Below are 18,557 nucleotides of genomic sequence, written 5' to 3' on the forward strand. Positions count from 1 at the left end.
TCCATCTCGGTCTGGCGCTCTAGCCTCCGTGCCGCAGCACCTCGATGGGATCGAGCCGCGCGGCGCGCCATGACGGGTAGAGCGTTGCGAGAAACGAAAGCGTCAGCGCCATGATCACGACCGCGGAGGTTTCGCCAACCTCGACTTCCGCCGGGAGCTTCGAAAGAAGGTAGAGTTTTGGCGGAAACAATTCGGTCCTGGTCAGCCAGGACATGAACTGCCGGATCGATTCGATGTTGAGGCAGGCCAGAAGCCCGACGACGAAGCCGATCAGCGTACCTGCGACGCCGATCGAGGCGCCGGTGATCAGGAAGATCCTCATAATCGAGCCCTGCGAAGCTCCCATGGTTCGGAGGATCGCAATGTCGCTGCTCTTGTCTTTCACCAGCATGACGAGGCCCGACACGATGTTCAGGGCAGCCACGAGGACGATCAGGGTCAGGATGAGGAACATCACGTTGCGCTGGACCTGAAGCGCGCTGAAGAAGGTCGAGTTGCGTTGCCGCCAATCGACCAGGAAGATCGGCCGGCCGGCGGCATCCATCACATTCCTGCGAAACATGTCGATGTGATCCGGGTCGGTCGTGAACACCTCAATCGCCGTGACATCCCCGCTGCGGTTGAAGTAGGACTGCGCCTCCGCAATCGGCATGAAAACCACGCTCGCGTCGTACTCGGACATGCCGATCTCGAACACAGCCGTGACCTTGTATTTCTTGATGCGCGGCATGACGCCCATTGGCGTCACCGCGCCGTGCTGCGCGACGAGCGTAATGGCGTCACCGGCATGCAGTGAAAGCTGATCGGCGAGGCCCTGGCCGATCGCGACGCCTTGATCCCCGTCAAAATGCTCGATCGAACCCTGCTTGATGTTACCGGCGACCGAAGCGAGCTTGTTGAGATCGGCCGCGCGGATCCCGCGCACCAGGACGCCGGAGGCGTTTGCGGATGATGCCAGGGCCGTCCCGTCAACGACGGGCGCAGCCAGTCGAACCCCCTTCAACTGGCTGATGCGTTCGGTCACGTCCTTCCAGTCGGTCAGCGGCGATTCCAGCGGCTGAACCAGAACATGCCCGTTGAGCCCAAGGATCTTGTCCAGCAGCTCTTTGCGGAAGCCGTTCATGACCGCCATCACGATGATGAGGGTCGCCACGCCCAGCATGATTCCCAGGAACGAAAACCCTGCGATGACCGAGACGAAGCCTTCTTTGCGCCGCGCACGCAGATAGCGAGCAGACAGCATCCATTCGAACGGCGCAAAGGGAGCAGTCTTGAGCGGCGCTGTCATGATCATCAGGTCTCGTCAGACCTGTCATTCTGTCCAGTTGCAGCCGGTTTGGCGACCCTGGAGTGCTCAGGCAAACGTGGCGCGTGGAGGCGGCATCGATATCATCGTGGCAATGACCTCGGACGTCATTGCTTTGTGTCGCTGGACAATTCACGTTGAGAATTCAAGACACTGGGAGGAGATCCGATGATGCCGCTTGAAAGACTTCATGCGATGAAGATGCCGTTTGCCGAACTCAAGGGCGTGCAGTTCGTCGCGGCCGAGCCGGACCGCGTGGTGGCGAAAATGATGATCAGGCCCGACCTCTGCACGCTCGGCCACATCGCGCATGGCGGCGCCATCATGGCCTTTGCCGATTCCGTCGGGGCGGCTGCGACTGTGATCAACCTGCCGGCGGACGCCAAGGGCACGACGACGCTGGAGAGCAAGACCAATTTCATCGGCGGCGCGAAGGAGGGGGCCACGGTGACCGCCACCGCGACCCCGATCCACCGGGGACGGCGGACCCAGGTCTGGCAGACCCGCCTTGAAACAGAGGACGGCAAGCTGGTGGCGCTGGTGATCCAGACCCAGATGGTCCTCGTATGATTACGGGGCTTTGAGTTTGTTAACGAATTGGTCGTTTGCCATGCCTCAAACTTGGGCAGGTTCCCGTCTTGCAAATTATGCTGCGACGCACAATATAGGAGGCCTAGGGATTCGAACGCCTCCTCGAGGGACACCAAGAGGAGTTTTGACGTGGCACTTGAAGAGACCATGCACACGGAGTCCGTCCAGGGCTATGTGCGGACCCTGATCCAGCAAGAGGAATTGCCGCTCCTGCGCGATCATTTGCTGAGACTCGATCCCGAGAGTCGGCACGACCGCTTCAACGGTTTTCTCGACGACAGCTTCATCGAGCGTTACGCCGCCCGCTGTGCGGAGGACGGCACTGTGATCGTCGCCTACATCGTCGATGGCGTGGTCCGCGGCGCGGCCGAGCTGCATCCGCCGGAAGGCGATTCGCTGCCCGAAGTGGCATTCAGCGTGGAAGCCTCCGCGCGCCGCCAGGGCGTCGGCACCGTGTTGTTCCGGCGGCTGATCGCGGAAGCACGCTGGAAGGGATTTGGTCGCCTGCGCATCACGACGGGCGCGGAGAATCAGGCGATGCGGGCGCTCGCGAAGAAGTTCGGCGCGCATCTGGCATTTCGGCACGGCGAGTCGACCGGCACGATCGACCTCACCAAGACGCCGGAGGCGGAGCTAGCGGATCTCGCGGCTGCGCCGTTCAAGGCCGGCCGCGCGCTGCTGAGCTTCAACAGCACATGGTGGAAGCTGTTTTCCAGCATGTACGGCAATCGCGCCGCCTAAAATCAAAAAGCGGACCGGCAACGCCGGTCCGCTTTCGTATCCGAGAGTAGAGACGAGAACGCTTCAGGTGCCGGTACGCTTGTCGTTGCCGAAGCGGCGCACGACGCGGCGCTCGACCACCACCGAGCGCTGCGCGCCCTGTTCGCCGGCAATCACGCGCGTGGCGGTGATACGGCTGTTGGTACGGGCCTGCTTCTTCACCTCGGCCTGCACGACGTCGAGCGGCATGCCCATCAGGGACGCGGCGATCTCGGCCTGCTGTGCCTGATCGTCGGTAATGCCGATCGCGGCGAAAATCGCCTCGTCCAGGGTCGGCGGATCGTGGCGGACGCGCCGCGTGCCATATTTGGTATTCCAGTCTGCGCTCATGGTAGCCTCATTTCGATCCGGGATACCTAGTGCTGCCCATGTTGCATTGCAATATGAATTTGGTGTGGCATCTCAGTTATTCGCGCCTTGCATTGATCTGATGTCAGGGCGGCGACGGCTGACCGGCATCGAGCGCGATTTTCGGCTGCGGCCAGCGCTTCAGCGCCGCGCGTCCGGCCTCGGTTAATCCGTAGATTCCCCGCTCGGCCCGCGCGAACCAGCCATAGACATTGTGCAGCAGAATCTTGCCGGCATCAGGACACCGCGTGCGCAGATCGCGCACCGGCCGCGGGCCGTCGGCGAGCGCCGAGGCACAGGCCAGCGCCTGCTGGCGATAGGCCGTCATGATCGGCGCGCGCGTACTGCCGCCCAGCACCGGATCGCCCTGGCGGCGCTGATGCTCGGCGACGAGCCGCGAGCGCTTCTTCGGCTCGCGGCGCGGCGCCGCGGTCGGCGGTTTCACCAGCACCTCGACCTGGCCGCGCTCGGTGACTCCAAGCATGCCGAAGCCGAGGCGGCGGCAGAGATTGCGATAACGCGCGTCGCTCTCGCGCCCCTTGCCGCGCGCCGACATTTTTGCGGCGATCCATATCTCATCACCGGCCGGGGCGCGATCGACAGCCTGCAGGATCAGCTCGAGATTGAAAGCGAGCTTGAGCTCGCCGATCACCACGACAGGCGGATCACCGGCGCTGAGGCCGACGAGATCGCAGCCGCCGATCTCGCCCTTCACGGTGAAGCCGAGCTCTTCGAGGAAGCGTTTGACTGGCAGATAGAGCGCGGTTTCCAAAGAAGGCTTCCGGGTCTTGCGTTCGTGGAGAATCAGTTGCGGCCAGTCTATCCCGGATCGGGTAGGCGCTGGCCGGCCATTTGATCGAGAGGTATCGAGGGGCTATCTTGCGCGTGGGACAATTGGGCGCGGAAGATGACAATCAGGAATGGGCTCTATCACATCCGAATAGAGATGCTCGACAGCGTTCAGGGCGGCAATCAGGGCGTCGTGGTCCTGCGCGATGGCATCATGCGCGGCGGTGATTCTTTTTTCTTCCACTACGGCACCTACACCTCCGCCAACGGCAAGTGGAAGGGCGAGGTCACCAACGAAGAACATTCGCCCTCATTTGATGAACGTCCAGTGTGGGGCCGCAAGGTGGTCACCATGGGCTTCAGCGGCACCTATACGGACGAGATCGCCTGTGGCGAGGGCATCGCGCTCGCGGGCAAGCAGAGCATCCGCTTCAAGGGCAATCTGCGGCTCCTGGTACCGGACTAAACGCGTCCGCTCACCGGGATAAGCGCACCGGTCACGCCGCTTGCTGCATCGCTTGCGAGGAACAGGATCACTTCGGTGAGCTCCTGCGGCGTCACCCATTTGGAGACATCCGCATCCGGCATGCTGGCGCGATTGGCCTTGGTGTCGATGATCGAGGGCAGCACCGCGTTTACCGTGACCTTGCCTTTCCACTCATTGGCGAGCGCCTCTGTGAGGCGGTGTACGCCGGCCTTCGAGGCTGCGTAGGGGCCCATGCCGGAGCCGGCCTGGAGCGCGCCCATGGCACCGACATTGACGATGCGGCCGGCCTTGGAGGTCGCAAGATGGGAGAGCGCGGCGCGCGAGGTGTTGAGCGCGGTCAGCACGTTCAGCGCGTACATGCGCTGCCAGGTCCTGATGTCGCCGTCGTTGACGGACTCGAAGGCAAAGCCGCCGGCGATGTTGATCAACGCATCGAGCCGACCGAAATGTTTTGCTGCCGCCGAGACGGCTGTCTTCGCCTGCGCCTCATCCGAGAGATCGACGCCGCCGATCTCGATATGCTGCGCAGTCGCGACTGCCTGCGAAGGCGCGTGATCGATGCCGGCGACGCGCGCGCCGCGCGCCAGCGCCGTCTCCGCCACCACCTGGCCCAGCGCGCCGAGCGCGCCGGTCACGACAATGACTTTTCCCTGCACGATGCTCTCCGTCGGTTTGATGCGCGCCGACTATTGCGCGGAGCGAATTGGACTTGCAATGGCGGCAGCTTCAAGGCTGGGCTATAGATGCAACTTTAGATCGTGGAGGAGGCTGTTTCATGTCCGACAATTTGCCGACCATCGAGTTTCCTGCAGCGATCGTTGATCTGAAGTTTCCGCTGGACAATTTCCGGACGGCGTTGGCCGGAAAGGGCCCCGTGCGTATCGTGGCGATGGGGTCGTCCTCGACGGCCGGGCTCGGCAATGTCGTTGCGTATCCCGCGAGGCTCGAGCTGTATTTGAGGAAACACTTCAAGGATGATGATCCCCGTCTGAACATCCGGATCGACGTGCTCAACCGCGGCAAAGGCGGCGAAGATGCGCCGCAGGAGGTGGGCCGGTTCACGGATGATATCTTTGCTGACAATCCTTCGCTGGTGCTCTGGCAAGTCGGAACCAACGCCGTTTTCCGCAAGGAACAGTTCGACTTCGATGAGGTGGTCAGAAAAATCGTCGAGGGATTGAAACTCCTGCGCGACCATCCGACCATGGATGTCGTGCTGATCGATCCACAATACGTGACCGCCATGCTGTTCGACGAGAAGGCCGAACTCTCGGAGAAGATGGCGTCGGCGATCCGGATCGCGGCGCAGGACGCCAAGGTCAACCTGTTCCAGCGCTGGGCGCTGATGCGGCACTGGAACGTGCACAACAACGCTTCGTTCGAGCAGCTACTCGCTCCGGACGATGAGTTGCAGCTGCACCAGAGCGACTGGAGCACCATGCAGGTCGCCCGTGCCCTTCGTTCGGCGATCCTCAAGGCCAGCGGCGCGACGCAAAAATGCCCGTGTTTGATTACGGCTTGAGATAACGTGCCTTCAGCGCGTCGCGTTCTGGCGCGCCAATCTTGAGACCATCGCGCAAGTAGGTTTCCAGGTCGCCATAGTCGGCGCGCACGGCTTCGAAGCCGGCTTCGAGATAGGAGGCCTCTACCGAGCCAATCGCGTCGCGGACGTCCTGCGGCAGTTCGGATGCCGCCGACGGATCGCGGCGGTAGAACCGGTTTGTCAGCAGATAGTCCTCCGCGATGGTCTCCTTGGGCACGCCGAGCGCATGAAGGATCAACGCGCAGGCAAAACCGGTGCGGTCCTTGCCGGCCGTGCAGTGGATGACGAGCGGCGCGCGGTCCTCCAGGAGATGACCGAACAGCGCGCGAAAGCTGTGCGTGTTGTGGCGGACATAGTTGCGGTAGGATTCGCGCATGATCTCGAGCGCAACGGGCGCGGTCAACGTGCCCTCGGCCATCTGTGCCCTGAGCGCTGCTACAACTGTCGGCTCGATCGGCAGCGAATGCGTGGTGATCTCGCGCACACCGCACAGCGCGTCCGCACGCTCCTCGACGCCTCGGAAATCGAATGCGCTGCGCACGCCGAGACCGCGGACGATCTCGACATCGGCTTTGGTGAGGAGACCAAGATGATTGGAGCGGAAAAGGTGTCGCCAACGCGTCTGCCGGCCATCGGCGGTCAGGTAACCGCCGAGGTCGCGAAAATTGCTGGCACCTTGCAAGGCGAGATGGCGGGCAGGGGAGTCTGACATAAGGTTGGCCTGGGCTATGGTGCCGGCGGAATCGGCCGCGGGGCTCGCGCGCGATATACTTGAACTCTGTTACAGGGGGCGAACATGGACCGGCACAAGGCCATTATTTTGGCTATCGCTGTCGCGGCAGGCGGAACCTTGCGTGTGACCGGCGCGAAGGCGCAGACCTTTCAGGGCTATCATTGCGCTGATGGTACCCAGTTCATCGTGGCATTCTACGCGGACGACAAGCGCGCCTTCATGCAGATCGACGGCGGCGCCATTCCGCTCGCCAAGCGGCTGACGCTGTCGGGTGCGCGTTACTCCGGCGCCGGGGTCACGCTGAAGATCGGCAAGACCGGTACCACGGTCAAGCATCTGAAGCGGCCCATCACCGCCTGCGAACTGAGCTGAGCGCAAGAATCAAAACAAGAATCAAAAAGGGCCGAAACGATCCCGTTTCGACCCTTTTCAGACTTCCGCCGGGCGCTTGCGAGCGCGGGGCGGCACCGAAGGCAACGCAGGCATCAGCGATCCCATTTCGGCTTGGCTTCCTCGATCGCCTCCTGGTGATACCAGCTGCCGCTGCAGATCGTCTCGACGACGGGCGACGAGACATGATCGGCCGGCAGCCTGGCCTCGCCATAGCGACGACCGCCGAGAGCCGCGCGGCCCCCGACAGGGAATTGGTAGATCGTGGCCGACCCTTGGCCCAAGTTCGTGTTCATCATTGCGGTATCTCCTTCAGCCGGAGCGCTTGACCTCCATGGTGCGCCCGACTCGTTCGCTTATGGTTACTGGGTCACCCCATATTGGCCCTGCTTGTCGAAATGCAAAGTGCTGAAAAGGGCATCATTATTGGCCTAATTTGTAGGCAGTGATGCCTCTGCACCCTGCAAGGCAGGTTCCAGGTGACCAACGCTTGGGCCATTGCGAAGGTTGCGAGGAAGCAGCCAGGGACTTCGCGAAAATTGCGAGCGGTTGGCGCTGCTTTAGCCGGCGGGCAAGTGCAACGCGGTACATGCTGTGAAATCGGGCGCTTTCCGCGATTTTTTTGCGGTGCGGGGTAACGCAAAGGTGCGCTGCTTTGACGCACGACGCTGTGGATTGCCGGCGGGGCCCTGAGCCTGAGGAGCGGTGGTGGAAAACGTCCCGCAATGCGGCGTTTTGGCACGCGAAATGCTTGTAAAGCGCCGGCCGATGGTGGCCGGGTACAACGTGCGGGGGCCACCGGTCCCCACCTTTCGCATCATCTACAGAGAGGCTCAATGACCAAGTACAAGCTCGAGTACATCTGGCTCGACGGATATACGCCGACTCCGAATTTGCGCGGCAAAACTCAGATCAAGGAATTCGCGTCGTTCCCGACGCTCGAGCAGCTTCCGCTCTGGGGCTTCGATGGCTCCTCCACCCAGCAGGCCGAAGGCCACAGCTCCGATTGCGTGCTGAAGCCGGTCGCGGTGTTCCCGGACGGCGCCCGCACCAACGGCGTGCTCGTGATGTGCGAAGTCATGATGCCTGACGGCAAGACCCCGCATGCGTCCAACAAGCGCGCCACGATCCTCGACGACGCCGGCGCATGGTTCGGCTTCGAGCAGGAATACTTCTTCTACAAGGACGGCCGTCCGCTCGGCTTCCCGTCGTCCGGCTATCCGGCCCCGCAGGGTCCGTACTACACCGGCGTCGGCTACTCGAACGTCGGCGACGTCGCTCGCAAGATCGTCGAAGAGCACCTCGACCTCTGCCTGACCGCCGGCATCAACCATGAAGGCATCAACGCCGAAGTCGCGAAGGGCCAGTGGGAATTCCAGATCTTCGGCAAGGGCTCCAAGACCGCTGCCGACCAGATGTGGATGGCCCGCTACCTGATGCTGCGCCTCACCGAGAAGTACGGCATCGACATCGAATTCCACTGCAAGCCGCTCGGCGACACCGACTGGAACGGCTCGGGCATGCACGCCAACTTCTCGACCGAGTACATGCGTACGGTCGGTGGCAAGGAGTATTTCGAGGCGCTGATGGCGGCCTTCGACAAGAACCTCATGGACCACATCGCCGTCTACGGCCCGGACAACGACAAGCGTCTGACCGGCAAGCACGAGACCGCGCCCTGGAACAAGTTCAGCTATGGCGTGGCCGACCGCGGTGCTTCGATCCGCGTTCCGCATTCCTTCGTCAACAACGGCTACAAGGGCTATCTGGAAGACCGTCGTCCGAACTCGCAGGGCGACCCATACCAGATCGCTTCGCAGATCCTGAAGACGATCTCGTCCGTGCCGACCGACAAGAAGGCGGTGGCCTAAGATCCTCCCGGCCCGGACCTTGGGGGCTTGGTCCGGGTTGGCTCTAAATCCGCCGAGGCCGAAAGGCTTCGGCGGATTTTTGCATTTTGATGACAGTTGGCGATATCGAGCGTTTGGTCTGGGCGCACGAAACTTTGTCTCTCACGGCTGAAAGCGGGATAGACTGGCGCCTCGGATGCGCGCAGGCCGGGGACACGGCTGGTGTTGGAAGGTTTCTACAAGGTACGGTTTCAGCTCGGCGAAGCTGTTGGTCGCAGCGTGATGCATGTCGGCGACGGCAGGATGCTTGGCGGCAATTCGGCCTTTGCCCATATCGGCACTTATCAGAAGACGGGCGAGGAGGTCGCCATCGTCATCAAGACCGTGCGCCATAATCCCGATCCGAATTATCGCGCGATGGCCGGCACCGATGATGCGACCCTGATCGCGAAGGGCTTGCCGGACGGCGATCTCTACCGTTTCAAGGGCGAGCTGAAGGAGTTGCCCGGCGTGCCCTTCCAGTCGGTGATGATGCCGATCAGGGAGGACGAGGTGCCGATCGCCGGCGGCGTCGGGGAGGGCGGCATCGCCAACGGTCTCTACTCGATCCATCTGCGGATGCTGGATGGCATCGAAGGGGGCCTCACCGGCGTCATGCTGCTCAACCAGGGGCGCATCCTCGGCGGCGATGCCTCGTTCTATTATATAGGCAGCTACACGGCCGCGAACGGCCGCTGGAAGGGGCAGATCCTGAACCAGGAGCACACGCCCGCACGCGATGAAAATCCGGTGTTGGGCGGGCATGAGGTCGGCATCGGCTTCTCCGGCACGTATGACGACGAGCAGGCGGTGCTGGAAGCCACCGCGCTCGCCGGCAAACGCAGCCTGCGGCTGACCGCGGCGCTGAAGCTGATGCATCGCGCCTGATTGGATGTTTCGGAGAACCATGGAAAACACCATCCGCATGCTCTCGACGCTCGGCCTGATGGGGGCGATGCGCAACCTGTCCTCCGCCTACGAAGCCGCGACGGGTGTCCACATCGACGCCGACTTCGCGCCGACCCAGGCGCTGCTCAAGCGTCTGCGCGACGGCGAGGCCGCCGATCTCGTGATCCTGACGCGCGAAGGCCTCGACGAGGTCATCGCCGAGGGCCGCGTGGTGGCGGAAAGCGCTGCTGATCTCGCGCGCTCCCATGTCGGCATCGCCGTGCGGGCAGGAGAGGCGCATCCTGATATTTCCAGCGAGAGCGCCTTGCGCAAGACGCTGCTTGCGGCGCGATCCGTCGCCTATTCGCGGCTGGGCGCGAGCGGGATCTACCTTGCCGAGCTGATCGGACGGATGGGCATTGTGGCCGAGATCAATGCCAGGGCGACCATCGTGCAGCAGGGCTTTACCGCGGAACGGCTCATCAGCGGCGAGGCCGATCTGGCCGTGCAGCAGATCAGCGAGTTGAAGCAGGTCGAAGGCATCGAAGTGGTCGGACCTATCCCGCTCGCATTGCAGACGCCGGCGCTGTTCTCGGCCGGTCGCATGACAACGGCGACGAATGCTGAGGCCGCGGATCGTCTGTTGCGCTATCTGGCCTCGCCCGAGGTTGCGCCCGTGCTGCGGCGATCGGGCCTCGAGCCTTGAATTCGCCAACGCCCGGACGCAACCTTCTGGCCATGCGGACAGCTCTCTGCGCCATTCTCCTGACGTTCGTGGCACCGCTCGCCGCACATGCGCAGTCGGCCGATCTCGTGCTGTGCGATCGCCTGGCGGCCGATCTCGTGCTGTGCGATCGCCTGGCGGCCGATCCCAGCGATCCCGACAAGCCGGCTGACGTGAAGGGGGTGGCCGAGGTCGCGAGCGCCGACATCGCGACCGCGATCAAGTTCTGCAAGACGGCGGCAGGCGGCTCGCGCCGCGCGATGTTCGAGCTCGGGCGCGCCTACGCCGCCAATCGTCAGATGGCGGAGGCGATGGCAGCCTGGCGCAAGGCGGCCGACAAGGGCTCGAGCGCGGCGATGGTCGAGCTCGGCGTGCTCTACGGCACCGGCGCAGGCGTCGCCAAAGACGAGGCGCAGGCGCGAAAGCTGTTCGAGAAGGCGGCGCAGGCCGGCAACCCCCGCGGCGTCAGCAATCTCGCCGCGCTTGGTGGTTCGCCCGGAGCAGCTCCGGCCGACCCGGCGCGGGCGCGCGAGCTGCTCGGCAAGGCCGCCGAGACCAACGCGGAGGCGCAGTATCAGCTCGGCCTGATGCTCGCGAGCGGCGATGGTGGTCAAAAGGACGACGTTGCGGCGCGCGCGCTGTTGGAGAAGGCGGCCGCGCAAAACCACCCGGGCGCGCTGGAGCGGATGGGCGCGTTCGCGCAGGAAGGCCGTGGCGGTCCGAAGGATGCGACTGCTGCGAAGGCCTATTACGAGCGAGCGGCGGCGCTGGGCGACGAGGACGCCAAGAAGGCACTGGAACGCATCCGCTGTCCCTATGCGATCAAGAACAAGCAGGGCCAGCTCGTCACCACGCTTTGCTTCTGAGCCCGTTGCGGGCCGAGTAACAAAAAGATCGAAAACAACCCCATGCAAAGTAGCCGGGCGGACCGGTGCGATGGATTGCTGATTTAACGAAATTCGTTGACGCGTCGGGCAAATCAGAGGCATGATGGCATCATCGGAGCGGAAAGCGCCTCTCCAACGAGAGCGCCCTGCGCGCAAAAGCCGGATGGCCTCGGCAAGGCGGCGGTGCTAGGTAGCCCGCGACTAACCCGCTACTCGAAATGGCTTTCCGGGATCCTTCATTGCTGAACGGGCTCTACAAGGTCGAATACGGCGTCAACGATGCGTTCGGCCGCAGCATCATGTGCATGCACAACGGCAAGCTGCTGGGCGGCAATTCCGCCTTTGCACATCTCGGCACCTATGAGGAGCGCGGCGGCGAGATCATCGGAGAGGTGGTCACCCAGCGTCACAACCACGATCCCTATTACAAGTCGCTGTTGGGCGCTGATGCGATGTCTATCAGCGTGCGCGGCCGGACCCACAGCAATGGCATCCGCTTCGAAGGCGAGGCGGCGCCGGCGCCCGGCGCGATGTTCTGGGCCGAGCTGACGCGGCTCGATGACGATGCGTTGCCGCCACGAGGCATTGTCGGAGCAGGCGGCATCGCGAACGGGCTCTACGCGATCCATCTGCGCGCGCTCGATGGTGTCGATGCCGGCCTCTCGGGCGTCATGCTGCTGATGGACGGCCGCATCCTCGGCGGCGATGCGTTCTTCTACTATCTCGGCTCGTACTCCTCGGCGGACGGCCGCTGGAAGGGCGAGATGCTCAACCAGGAGCACACGCCGGCGAAGGGCGAGAACCCAGTGTTCGGCGGCTACGAAGTCGGCATAGGCTTTTCGGGAAGCTGCACCGCTGATAGCGGCGAGCTCGAAGGCGTTGCGCTTGCAGGCAAGCGCAGCCTGCGCCTTGCAGCTTCGCTCAAGCTGATGCGGCGGGCCTAGGGCGTGTGCTCGTAGATTCGTCGCGTCTGCTTTGCTGTTACTTGCCGACCTTGCAGGAGCGACCGCCAAGTACAGCTCAGGGTCGATTTCGTTGAAAAAGGCCCGGAGCCGACGTAAGAAAACGACTGCGGAATTGCACCAGCCTCCACGCGCACGCTAGGTTGCGACATGATCCAGAAGCTGACTGATAAACCAATCTCAATCGCGGCTGACCATCGTGGCGTCGTTTTGAAGGGGCGACTAACCGGGTGGCTGCGTGCCAACGGCTACAGCGTGAAGGACTGCGGAACGGACAACGCCACCGAGCGGGTCGATGCGATGGACTACGCGCTTGAGTTGGTAGCTGAAATCAAGGCGAGCCGGTCCGACTTCGCCATAGGGATATGCGGCAGCGGGCAGATGATGGCAATAACGGCCAACCGCTTTCCCTTCATGCGTGCGACACTCCTTCATACCGCAGCAGAAAGCGTCCCCGCTCGCGAACATGGTGACGCCAACATGCTGGTCTTAGGCGCGGATGTCACCGATGACGCCACCGCCGAGCATATTCTCAAGACATTTCTGAACACCCCCGCTCTAGGCGATCGTTACGCCGCGCGTCGAGAACGATTGGCTAAACTCGATATTTTCTAAATTGTAGAATACGTCTGTGTTGGCCCAAAATGCGAAGAACTCAACGTGAGCAAATCGGGTCCGCAATGCCACGCGGAGCGACCTCGTTGAGACGTGCCTCCACTTCGCTGATGGGCCATCAGCAGAAGTAAGCCCGTGATCAATCGATCACTTCGTCGGCGCGGGCGAGGAGCCCTTCCCGTACAGCCACGCCGAGAGCCTTTGCCGTCTTGAGATTGACTGCCAACCACAGCTGGCTTGGAAATTCGATGGGAAGATCACCCGGTTGTGTTCCCCTAAGGATCTTGTCCACAAAATAACCGCAGCGACGATAGCACCAGCGCAAGTCAACGCCATAGCTCACAAGACCGCCGTGGATAACATGCTCGCGATACCCGAAGACGGTCGGCAGCCGCTTTTCAAGGGCGATAGTGCCGATCTGCTCGCTCATGTTGAGCAGCAGGTTGGTCTGAAGGACAACAGCGACATCGACCTCTTCGTTCGCCAGTGCAGCGAGCGCATCCGGAATGTCCCTCGCCGTACTGGCATCGGCTTCGACCACGCTGAGGCTCATAGCCCCGCAAGCTGCCGTCAAATCCCCGACTTGAGGCGGACCCTTGGGATCGTTCATATTGGTAAGCAGTCCGACGCGCCGTGCCTTCGGCGCGATTTCTCGCGCGATTTCAATTTGCTTGGTCGGCAAACCCGCGATGTAGGGCTCAATGCCCGTGACATTTCCTCCCGGGCGAGCTTCGCTGGCAATCAAGCCGAGATGGACCGCATCGGCAAGCGCGGCACAGACGATCGGTATTGTCGATGTTGCCTTTCGGGCAGCGACGGCTTCCAGTGTTGCAGGCGCAGCGATGATATCGGGTTTGAGCAGAGCCACCATCTCCTGAATGGATGGTACCCGGTCCCGGAAGATGTCCGTTCGCCGAATGATATCGATGTTACGGCCTTGCTCGTAACCGAACTCAGAGAGCCCCTTAACAAAATTGCCGAACGTCAAGTCCACTATGAATTGGGGCGTCTTCACACCCGGAGGCGCAGCTCCTGCCCATGCGATGAGCGGACGTTTTGACACAGACTGCGCGCTTGAGCCCCGACCAAACAACGTTGATCCTGCCGTAGCGCCAATAGCGCTGAGATATCCGATGAACTCCCGCCGTCGCATATGTCCCCCTGTACGGGCTACGCTATTGAGTGGTGAGTCTAGCACCTTGCAGCGGTCTGTGCGGCAATTTGGCGAGCCTGGTGCTCCAAGGGGCTTCGCCGGAGGATGGCCGAGATGGGTCAAAAGCCGTCGATCACGACCAAGCGGGGCGCTCCCCTTTATCCTCGGAAGCCGACGTTTAGGACTACTCGCCCTGGCGCGCGCAATCGGGCGTGATGCCGCTGATGGACGGCCGCATCCTTGGCGGCGATGCGTTCTTCTACTATCTCGGCTCTTATTCCTCGGCGGACGGCCGATGGAAGGGCGAGATGCTCAACCAGGAGCATACGCCGGCGAAGGGCGAGAACCCGGTGTTCGGCGGCTATGAAGTTGGGATCGGTTTCTCCGGAAGCTGCACCGCGGATCGTGGTGAGCTCGAAGGCATCGCCCTCACAGGCAAGCGCAGCCCGCGCCTTGCAGCTTCCCTCAAGCTGATGCGGCGGGCCTAGGGCGTCTACTCATAGATTTCGTCGGGTCCGCTTTGCTGTTAGAAGGCGACGTTGAAGCCGATACCTCTGCATGTCGGCCTTGGGCCAAAGGCGGACCTATCGATTGAGTACCTTTACCGTTACCTTACTTCGGTCGCTTGACGATAGCGCGATTTCGCGGGCCAATCGTCGGTGGCGTGATATCATGCTGGTATGACTGCATTCATTGGATTCATCTTTGAAATCATCTTTTGGATGTTGCTCGATCTTGTGGGATGCGGTGTCGCGCATGTTGTTCTCCCACTCGTTACCGGTGGCAAGGTTGATGTTCGGCCGTCGACGGATATTCAGCTACCGACTTCCCAGGAAGAATTCCTGAGCTACTACCGGATTAGAAACGGCCGTATCGAATTGGACCGGAGCCTTGCGGGACTTTTTGGGCTGATCTTTTGTCTTCTGGTGACAGCCGCGGGCTTTCTAGCGACATTCGCTTTCGCGTCTCTAGTCTAGTTGTTTTTTTGAGCGGTGCCGGCATCTTGGCAGAGATCATTTCGGTTAAGCATCGATGTCCGCTCGGGGTCAAAATGCGCAAGAACTCAGTGTGAGCAAATCTAGTCCGCTATGCCCCCGTGTCCGGACCTCGACGAGGCGCCCACAAGGAGGCAAATGGTCACAGACCTCCACCACGTGGTAGGCTTCGGTGCTGACGGTTTCTGGAGGCATCGCGTCATGATTAGCAAGGCCGATGTTATCGTCATTGGTTCCGGCGGCCTCGGCGCTGCGACAGCATATTACCTGACCAAACACAAAGGCCTCAGCGTCGCCCTTGTCGACAAGCATGATATCGGATCGCAGACCTCGCCGCGCGCTGCAGGCATGGTGAGCTGTGCTCGCAAGAGCGACTTGATGATCAGCCTCATCAAGGATGCGTGCAGCAAGATCGAAGCGTTCACGGAAGAAACCGGGCAGCCTCTCGATTGGGTGCACTCGGGTAGCCTGAAGATCGCACGTCGGCCGCAAGACGCCGAGGTTATCAAGGTCGACTTTGAACGCGGGCGCCGTATGGGCCTTGATGTTGAGCTGATCTCTCCGGAGCAGGCGAATAGCCTCAATCCATTTTTGAAGCCGACGGGCGTCATAGCGGTGATGAGGGTCGGTGACGACAGGTATTTCGACCCGGCGCAGGTTGCTATCGGCTTCGCCAGAGCCGCGGCGGCCCGGGGCGCAACCGTGCTGCCGAAGACGGACGTGCTCACCGTCAACATCAGCGCCGGCAAGGTGACTGGCGTAACGACAGCGAAAGGCACGATTGAAAGCCCCGTCGTTGTCGATGCAGCCGGTGCGTGGACGCGACAGGTAGCAGAGGCAAGTGGGATTCGCGTACCGCTGGTCCCCACCCGGCAGCAACTGATCGTGACGGAGCCTTTGGATGGCGCGCGCGCCGACCTGCCGATGGTTCGCATCATGGATGCAGCCGTTTATGCCCGCCCCTGCCAAGGCGGCTTGCTCTGGGGTGTCTACGAGGAAACGCCGCGGTTTTTCGATATGCAATCGCTCGGGGCCAGTTTCGATATCAAGGACGTGCCACTCGACATCGAAGTGCTTCGTTCAGCCGCCATTGAAGTGAAGGATCAACTCCCAATCCTGCAGACCGCCAAGGCGCGAGAATTTCGCGGCGGCATTCCGACAATGACCGCTGATGGCCATCATATTCTCGGTCCGGCCCCCGGAGTGGCCGGCTTCCACTTTGCAAGCGGGTGCAATGTCGCCGGGCTTTCAATCTCGCCAGCGGTCGGGGAAGCGCTTGCAACCTGGATCGTCGATGGCAAGCCGGCTATCGATCTATCCCCTATGTCCGTCATGCGCTTCAAAGACCAGTCGTGGTCTGAACCTCAATTGGAGCGGGAAGCGGCATGGCAATATCGGCACTTCTACGGCGCGGACTAACTTCTCCTGAATGGTGAGAAGGCGGGCAAAAGGACCCCTCGAACCACTAACGAATGAAGGCTTCGGGTCATAAGCCGTCGATGACGACCAGGCGGGGCGCTTCCGCTTTACCCTCGGAAGCCGACGTTGAGGACTACTCGCCCTGGCGCGCGCAATCACGGCGCGGGGCATGCAGCGCCGGTCTTCACCCAGGCTTCGACCAGCGCACCGGCTTGTGCCTGCGTGCCGGGCACCGGCGAGCGGCCGAAGCCCGGCTTCCAGGCCCAGCCGACCAGCGTGTCCTTGCCGATATGGTCGATCAGCGCCTCCACCTTGCGGCCGCCATTGCGCGCGGGATCCCTGATCTGCTCGCAGATCTCGCCGATCTGGATGCCGTCGCTCGACCGCCAAGGTTCGCGCGCCGATTCTTTGTGGGCATGCTGCGGCTGCAGCCGGATATTGTCGCCGCCAAACGACTCTGATCTCGCCGTCATTCTGGTGCAAATGCAGTTCGTCGAAGTTCGACAAGCCGTTGTGGTCCAGCGGCGCCTGCGATGAAGCGACCAAATGAAGGCACTTCAGGCTGCGAACAAAAGCGTCATATCCCGATTTAGAAAGCCTTAAGCTCTCTCCTTCATATCGCGGGTTCGATGGTGTCGGCACGGCGGATGCCCGGTACCGTCTGGATGCCTATCCAACGCTCTCGAATAGAGCCCTCTAACGAAGCCAGCGCGACTAACCGAAGACCTTCGGGGGGCCTGCCTCATGGGGCGAAGACGCGCGTCGACTTACCAAACCCAACGTAAACTGCTGATTACCCGCGAATGGCGGCGTTGGCTTCAGACTCATTCGATCGATCGCGGAGCAGCCACCGCCCGCGGTACGTTGAGGTTCTTTTGCGAACTAGAGGACAAGCGCTCCCCGCTCCTGAAATTCCAAGCGAGGGGGCGAGACAAGTGGAAAATTATCAGCAGCTGGTTGCTGGCTTGCGGCCAGCATGGGAACGGAGAATGCTCGCAGTCTTAGACCCGCCCGCCGAGCGGACCTAGCTGATGCGCACCGCCATTTCGCCTGAAGAGCCACTTCCGCACCCATGCATCGCAGCAATAGGCGCTTCATTCGATCACTTCGTCGGCGCGGCCGAGCAGCGAGAGCGGGACGGTGAGGCCGAGTGCCTTGGCAGTCTTGAGGTTGATGATCAGCTCGACTTTCGTGGCCTGCTGCACCGGCATATCGGCCGGCCTCTCGCCCTTGAGAATCCGGCCGGTGTAGACGCCGACTTGTCGGAACAGGTCCCTAAGATTGGTACCGTAGCTGATCAAGCCGCCGGCCGCGGCGAACTCGTGAGTCTGGAAGATCGTGGGCACCGCATGACGGACGGTCAGCGCGGCGAGTTGTCCGATCTGGTTAACGAAGAATGCATCGTTGCCGATCACGAGCCCGCCTGCTCGCCGTTGGACGAGAGTTGCGAAGATGGTGTCGATATCGCGATCGGTGCTCGCATGAAGGACATGAAGCTGCAACCCAAGGGGTCGGGCCGCTGCCTGCAGGTCTCTCGATAAGGTTTCGGCAAGGCCGGGATTGGTCGGATTTACGAGCAGGGCGATGATGGACGCCGTGGGCACCAACTCGTGCAGCAGCTCCAGCCGCTTCGGCCCAATCTCTGTATTCAATGAGGTCACGCCCGTGAGGTTGCCACTCGGTCGGTTTAGGCTGTTGACCAAGCCAAGCTCGACCGGATTGTCCCCTAACTCGAACACGATCGGAATCGCCTCGGTCGCAGCCTTGGCCGCAAGCGCCGCAGATCTAGCGGGCGCGGCGATCACGGTCACCTGACGACGAACCAGATCAGCCGCCAAGGCCGGCAGTCGGTCGTTTTGGCCCTCCGCCCAGCGGTATTCGATCGCCACGTTCTTGCCCTCGACATAGCCGATTTCGTTCAGGCCTTGGAGGAACGCACGCACAAGGTCTGCGTGTGGACCGGGCGATGCGCTGTGGAGGAAACCGATCACCGGCATCGGCTGCTGCTGCGCCCGCACCCCGAGTGGCCAGGCTGCTGCCGTGGTAGCAATCGCTATT

The 18,557-nt window shown here is 61.9% G+C and carries 21 protein-coding genes and 1 pseudogene; 13 read left to right on the forward strand and 9 right to left on the reverse strand.

What is annotated here, in order from left to right:
• Positions 1–19: 19 nt before the first annotated feature.
• The gene (locus NLM33_RS04365; RefSeq protein ID WP_254105648.1) at positions 20–1,288 is read right to left on the reverse strand and encodes a lipoprotein-releasing ABC transporter permease subunit; all 1,269 of its coding nucleotides are present in this window, start codon (positions 1,286–1,288) and stop codon (positions 20–22) included.
• Positions 1,289–1,474: 186 nt separating this feature from the next.
• Between NLM33_RS04365 and NLM33_RS04370 the strand changes: the two genes are divergently transcribed.
• Positions 1,475–1,876, forward strand: a complete 402-nt coding sequence (locus NLM33_RS04370; RefSeq protein ID WP_254094910.1) for a PaaI family thioesterase — start codon at positions 1,475–1,477, stop codon at positions 1,874–1,876.
• Between the two features lie 150 nt (positions 1,877–2,026).
• On the forward strand, positions 2,027–2,638 hold the full coding sequence (locus tag NLM33_RS04375) for a GNAT family N-acetyltransferase (protein ID WP_254094911.1): 612 nt from the start codon (positions 2,027–2,029) through the stop codon (positions 2,636–2,638).
• Positions 2,639–2,701: 63 nt separating this feature from the next.
• Here the strand turns inward: NLM33_RS04375 and NLM33_RS04380 are convergent, their stop codons facing one another.
• Entirely contained in the window at positions 2,702–3,007 is a 306-nt protein-coding gene (locus NLM33_RS04380; protein WP_254094912.1) for a hypothetical protein, read from the reverse strand.
• Positions 3,008–3,110: 103 nt separating this feature from the next.
• Complete coding sequence (locus NLM33_RS04385; protein WP_254094913.1) at positions 3,111–3,797, reverse strand: DUF2161 domain-containing phosphodiesterase; 687 nt, start codon at positions 3,795–3,797, stop codon at positions 3,111–3,113.
• Positions 3,798–3,932: 135 nt separating this feature from the next.
• Between NLM33_RS04385 and NLM33_RS04390 the strand changes: the two genes are divergently transcribed.
• Positions 3,933–4,280, forward strand: a complete 348-nt coding sequence (locus tag NLM33_RS04390) for a GrlR family regulatory protein (protein WP_254094914.1) — start codon at positions 3,933–3,935, stop codon at positions 4,278–4,280.
• Here NLM33_RS04390 and NLM33_RS04395 read toward each other — a convergent pair.
• Positions 4,277–4,957: an SDR family oxidoreductase gene (locus tag NLM33_RS04395; RefSeq protein ID WP_254094915.1), complete on the reverse strand. Its 681-nt coding sequence runs from the start codon at positions 4,955–4,957 to the stop codon at positions 4,277–4,279. The two genes, NLM33_RS04390 and NLM33_RS04395, sit on opposite strands and share 4 nt — an antisense overlap.
• 119 nt (positions 4,958–5,076) lie before the next feature.
• Here NLM33_RS04395 and NLM33_RS04400 point away from each other — a divergent pair, with 119 nt between their 5' ends.
• A complete protein-coding gene (locus NLM33_RS04400) occupies positions 5,077–5,823 on the forward strand; it encodes an SGNH/GDSL hydrolase family protein (protein WP_254094916.1) in 747 nt (248 codons plus the stop codon).
• Here the strand turns inward: NLM33_RS04400 and NLM33_RS04405 are convergent.
• Positions 5,813–6,556: a tyrosine-protein phosphatase gene (locus tag NLM33_RS04405; protein ID WP_254094917.1), complete on the reverse strand. Its 744-nt coding sequence runs from the start codon at positions 6,554–6,556 to the stop codon at positions 5,813–5,815. The genes NLM33_RS04400 and NLM33_RS04405 overlap by 11 nt on opposite strands.
• Positions 6,557–6,640: 84 nt before the next feature.
• On the opposite strand from NLM33_RS04405, the gene NLM33_RS04410 reads away from it, so the two are divergent.
• A complete protein-coding gene (locus NLM33_RS04410) occupies positions 6,641–6,949 on the forward strand; it encodes an MliC family protein (protein WP_254094918.1) in 309 nt (102 codons plus the stop codon).
• A 113-nt stretch (positions 6,950–7,062) separates the two neighbouring features.
• Here the strand turns inward: NLM33_RS04410 and NLM33_RS04415 are convergent, their stop codons facing one another.
• Positions 7,063–7,266, reverse strand: coding sequence for a DUF2735 domain-containing protein (locus NLM33_RS04415; RefSeq protein ID WP_254094919.1), 204 nt, complete (start codon positions 7,264–7,266; stop codon positions 7,063–7,065).
• A gap of 537 nt (positions 7,267–7,803) precedes the next feature.
• Here NLM33_RS04415 and NLM33_RS04420 point away from each other — a divergent pair.
• The 6 genes from NLM33_RS04420 (at position 7,804) to NLM33_RS04445 (ending at position 12,932) form a co-directional block, all read left to right on the forward strand.
• The gene (locus NLM33_RS04420; protein ID WP_254094920.1) at positions 7,804–8,838 is read left to right on the forward strand and encodes a glutamine synthetase beta-grasp domain-containing protein; all 1,035 of its coding nucleotides are present in this window, start codon (positions 7,804–7,806) and stop codon (positions 8,836–8,838) included.
• Between the two features lie 201 nt (positions 8,839–9,039).
• Positions 9,040–9,744: a GrlR family regulatory protein gene (locus NLM33_RS04425; RefSeq protein ID WP_254094921.1), complete on the forward strand. Its 705-nt coding sequence runs from the start codon at positions 9,040–9,042 to the stop codon at positions 9,742–9,744.
• A 19-nt stretch (positions 9,745–9,763) separates the two neighbouring features.
• Positions 9,764–10,450, forward strand: coding sequence for a substrate-binding domain-containing protein (locus tag NLM33_RS04430; protein WP_254094922.1), 687 nt, complete (start codon positions 9,764–9,766; stop codon positions 10,448–10,450).
• A gap of 32 nt (positions 10,451–10,482) precedes the next feature.
• On the forward strand, positions 10,483–11,334 hold the full coding sequence (locus NLM33_RS04435; protein ID WP_254094923.1) for a tetratricopeptide repeat protein: 852 nt from the start codon (positions 10,483–10,485) through the stop codon (positions 11,332–11,334).
• Between the two features lie 260 nt (positions 11,335–11,594).
• On the forward strand, positions 11,595–12,299 hold the full coding sequence (locus tag NLM33_RS04440) for a GrlR family regulatory protein (protein WP_254094924.1): 705 nt from the start codon (positions 11,595–11,597) through the stop codon (positions 12,297–12,299).
• A 168-nt stretch (positions 12,300–12,467) separates the two neighbouring features.
• Entirely contained in the window at positions 12,468–12,932 is a 465-nt protein-coding gene (locus tag NLM33_RS04445; protein ID WP_254094925.1) for an RpiB/LacA/LacB family sugar-phosphate isomerase, read from the forward strand.
• Between the two features lie 139 nt (positions 12,933–13,071).
• Here the strand turns inward: NLM33_RS04445 and NLM33_RS04450 are convergent, their stop codons facing one another.
• The gene (locus NLM33_RS04450; RefSeq protein WP_254094926.1) at positions 13,072–13,947 is read right to left on the reverse strand and encodes an ABC transporter substrate-binding protein; all 876 of its coding nucleotides are present in this window, start codon (positions 13,945–13,947) and stop codon (positions 13,072–13,074) included.
• 344 nt (positions 13,948–14,291) lie between these two features.
• Here NLM33_RS04450 and NLM33_RS04455 point away from each other — a divergent pair.
• Together NLM33_RS04455 and NLM33_RS04460 are read left to right on the forward strand one after the other, a co-directional pair.
• A pseudogene (locus NLM33_RS04455) lies at positions 14,292–14,573 on the forward strand (GrlR family regulatory protein); the annotation flags it as partial.
• 708 nt (positions 14,574–15,281) lie between these two features.
• The gene (locus NLM33_RS04460) at positions 15,282–16,499 is read left to right on the forward strand and encodes an FAD-binding oxidoreductase (protein WP_254094927.1); all 1,218 of its coding nucleotides are present in this window, start codon (positions 15,282–15,284) and stop codon (positions 16,497–16,499) included.
• Between the two features lie 155 nt (positions 16,500–16,654).
• Here NLM33_RS04460 and NLM33_RS49550 read toward each other — a convergent pair whose 3' ends face one another.
• Positions 16,655–16,972, reverse strand: coding sequence for a hypothetical protein (locus tag NLM33_RS49550; RefSeq protein WP_371929899.1), 318 nt, complete (start codon positions 16,970–16,972; stop codon positions 16,655–16,657).
• A 621-nt stretch (positions 16,973–17,593) separates the two neighbouring features.
• Positions 17,594–18,496 (reverse strand): ABC transporter substrate-binding protein, encoded by a 903-nt coding sequence (locus tag NLM33_RS04470; protein WP_254094928.1) that lies wholly within the window; start codon positions 18,494–18,496, stop codon positions 17,594–17,596.
• Between the last annotated feature and the right edge of the window lie 61 nt (positions 18,497–18,557).

The organism is Bradyrhizobium sp. CCGUVB1N3 (assembly GCF_024199925.1).
GTDB lineage: Bacteria > Pseudomonadota > Alphaproteobacteria > Rhizobiales > Xanthobacteraceae > Bradyrhizobium.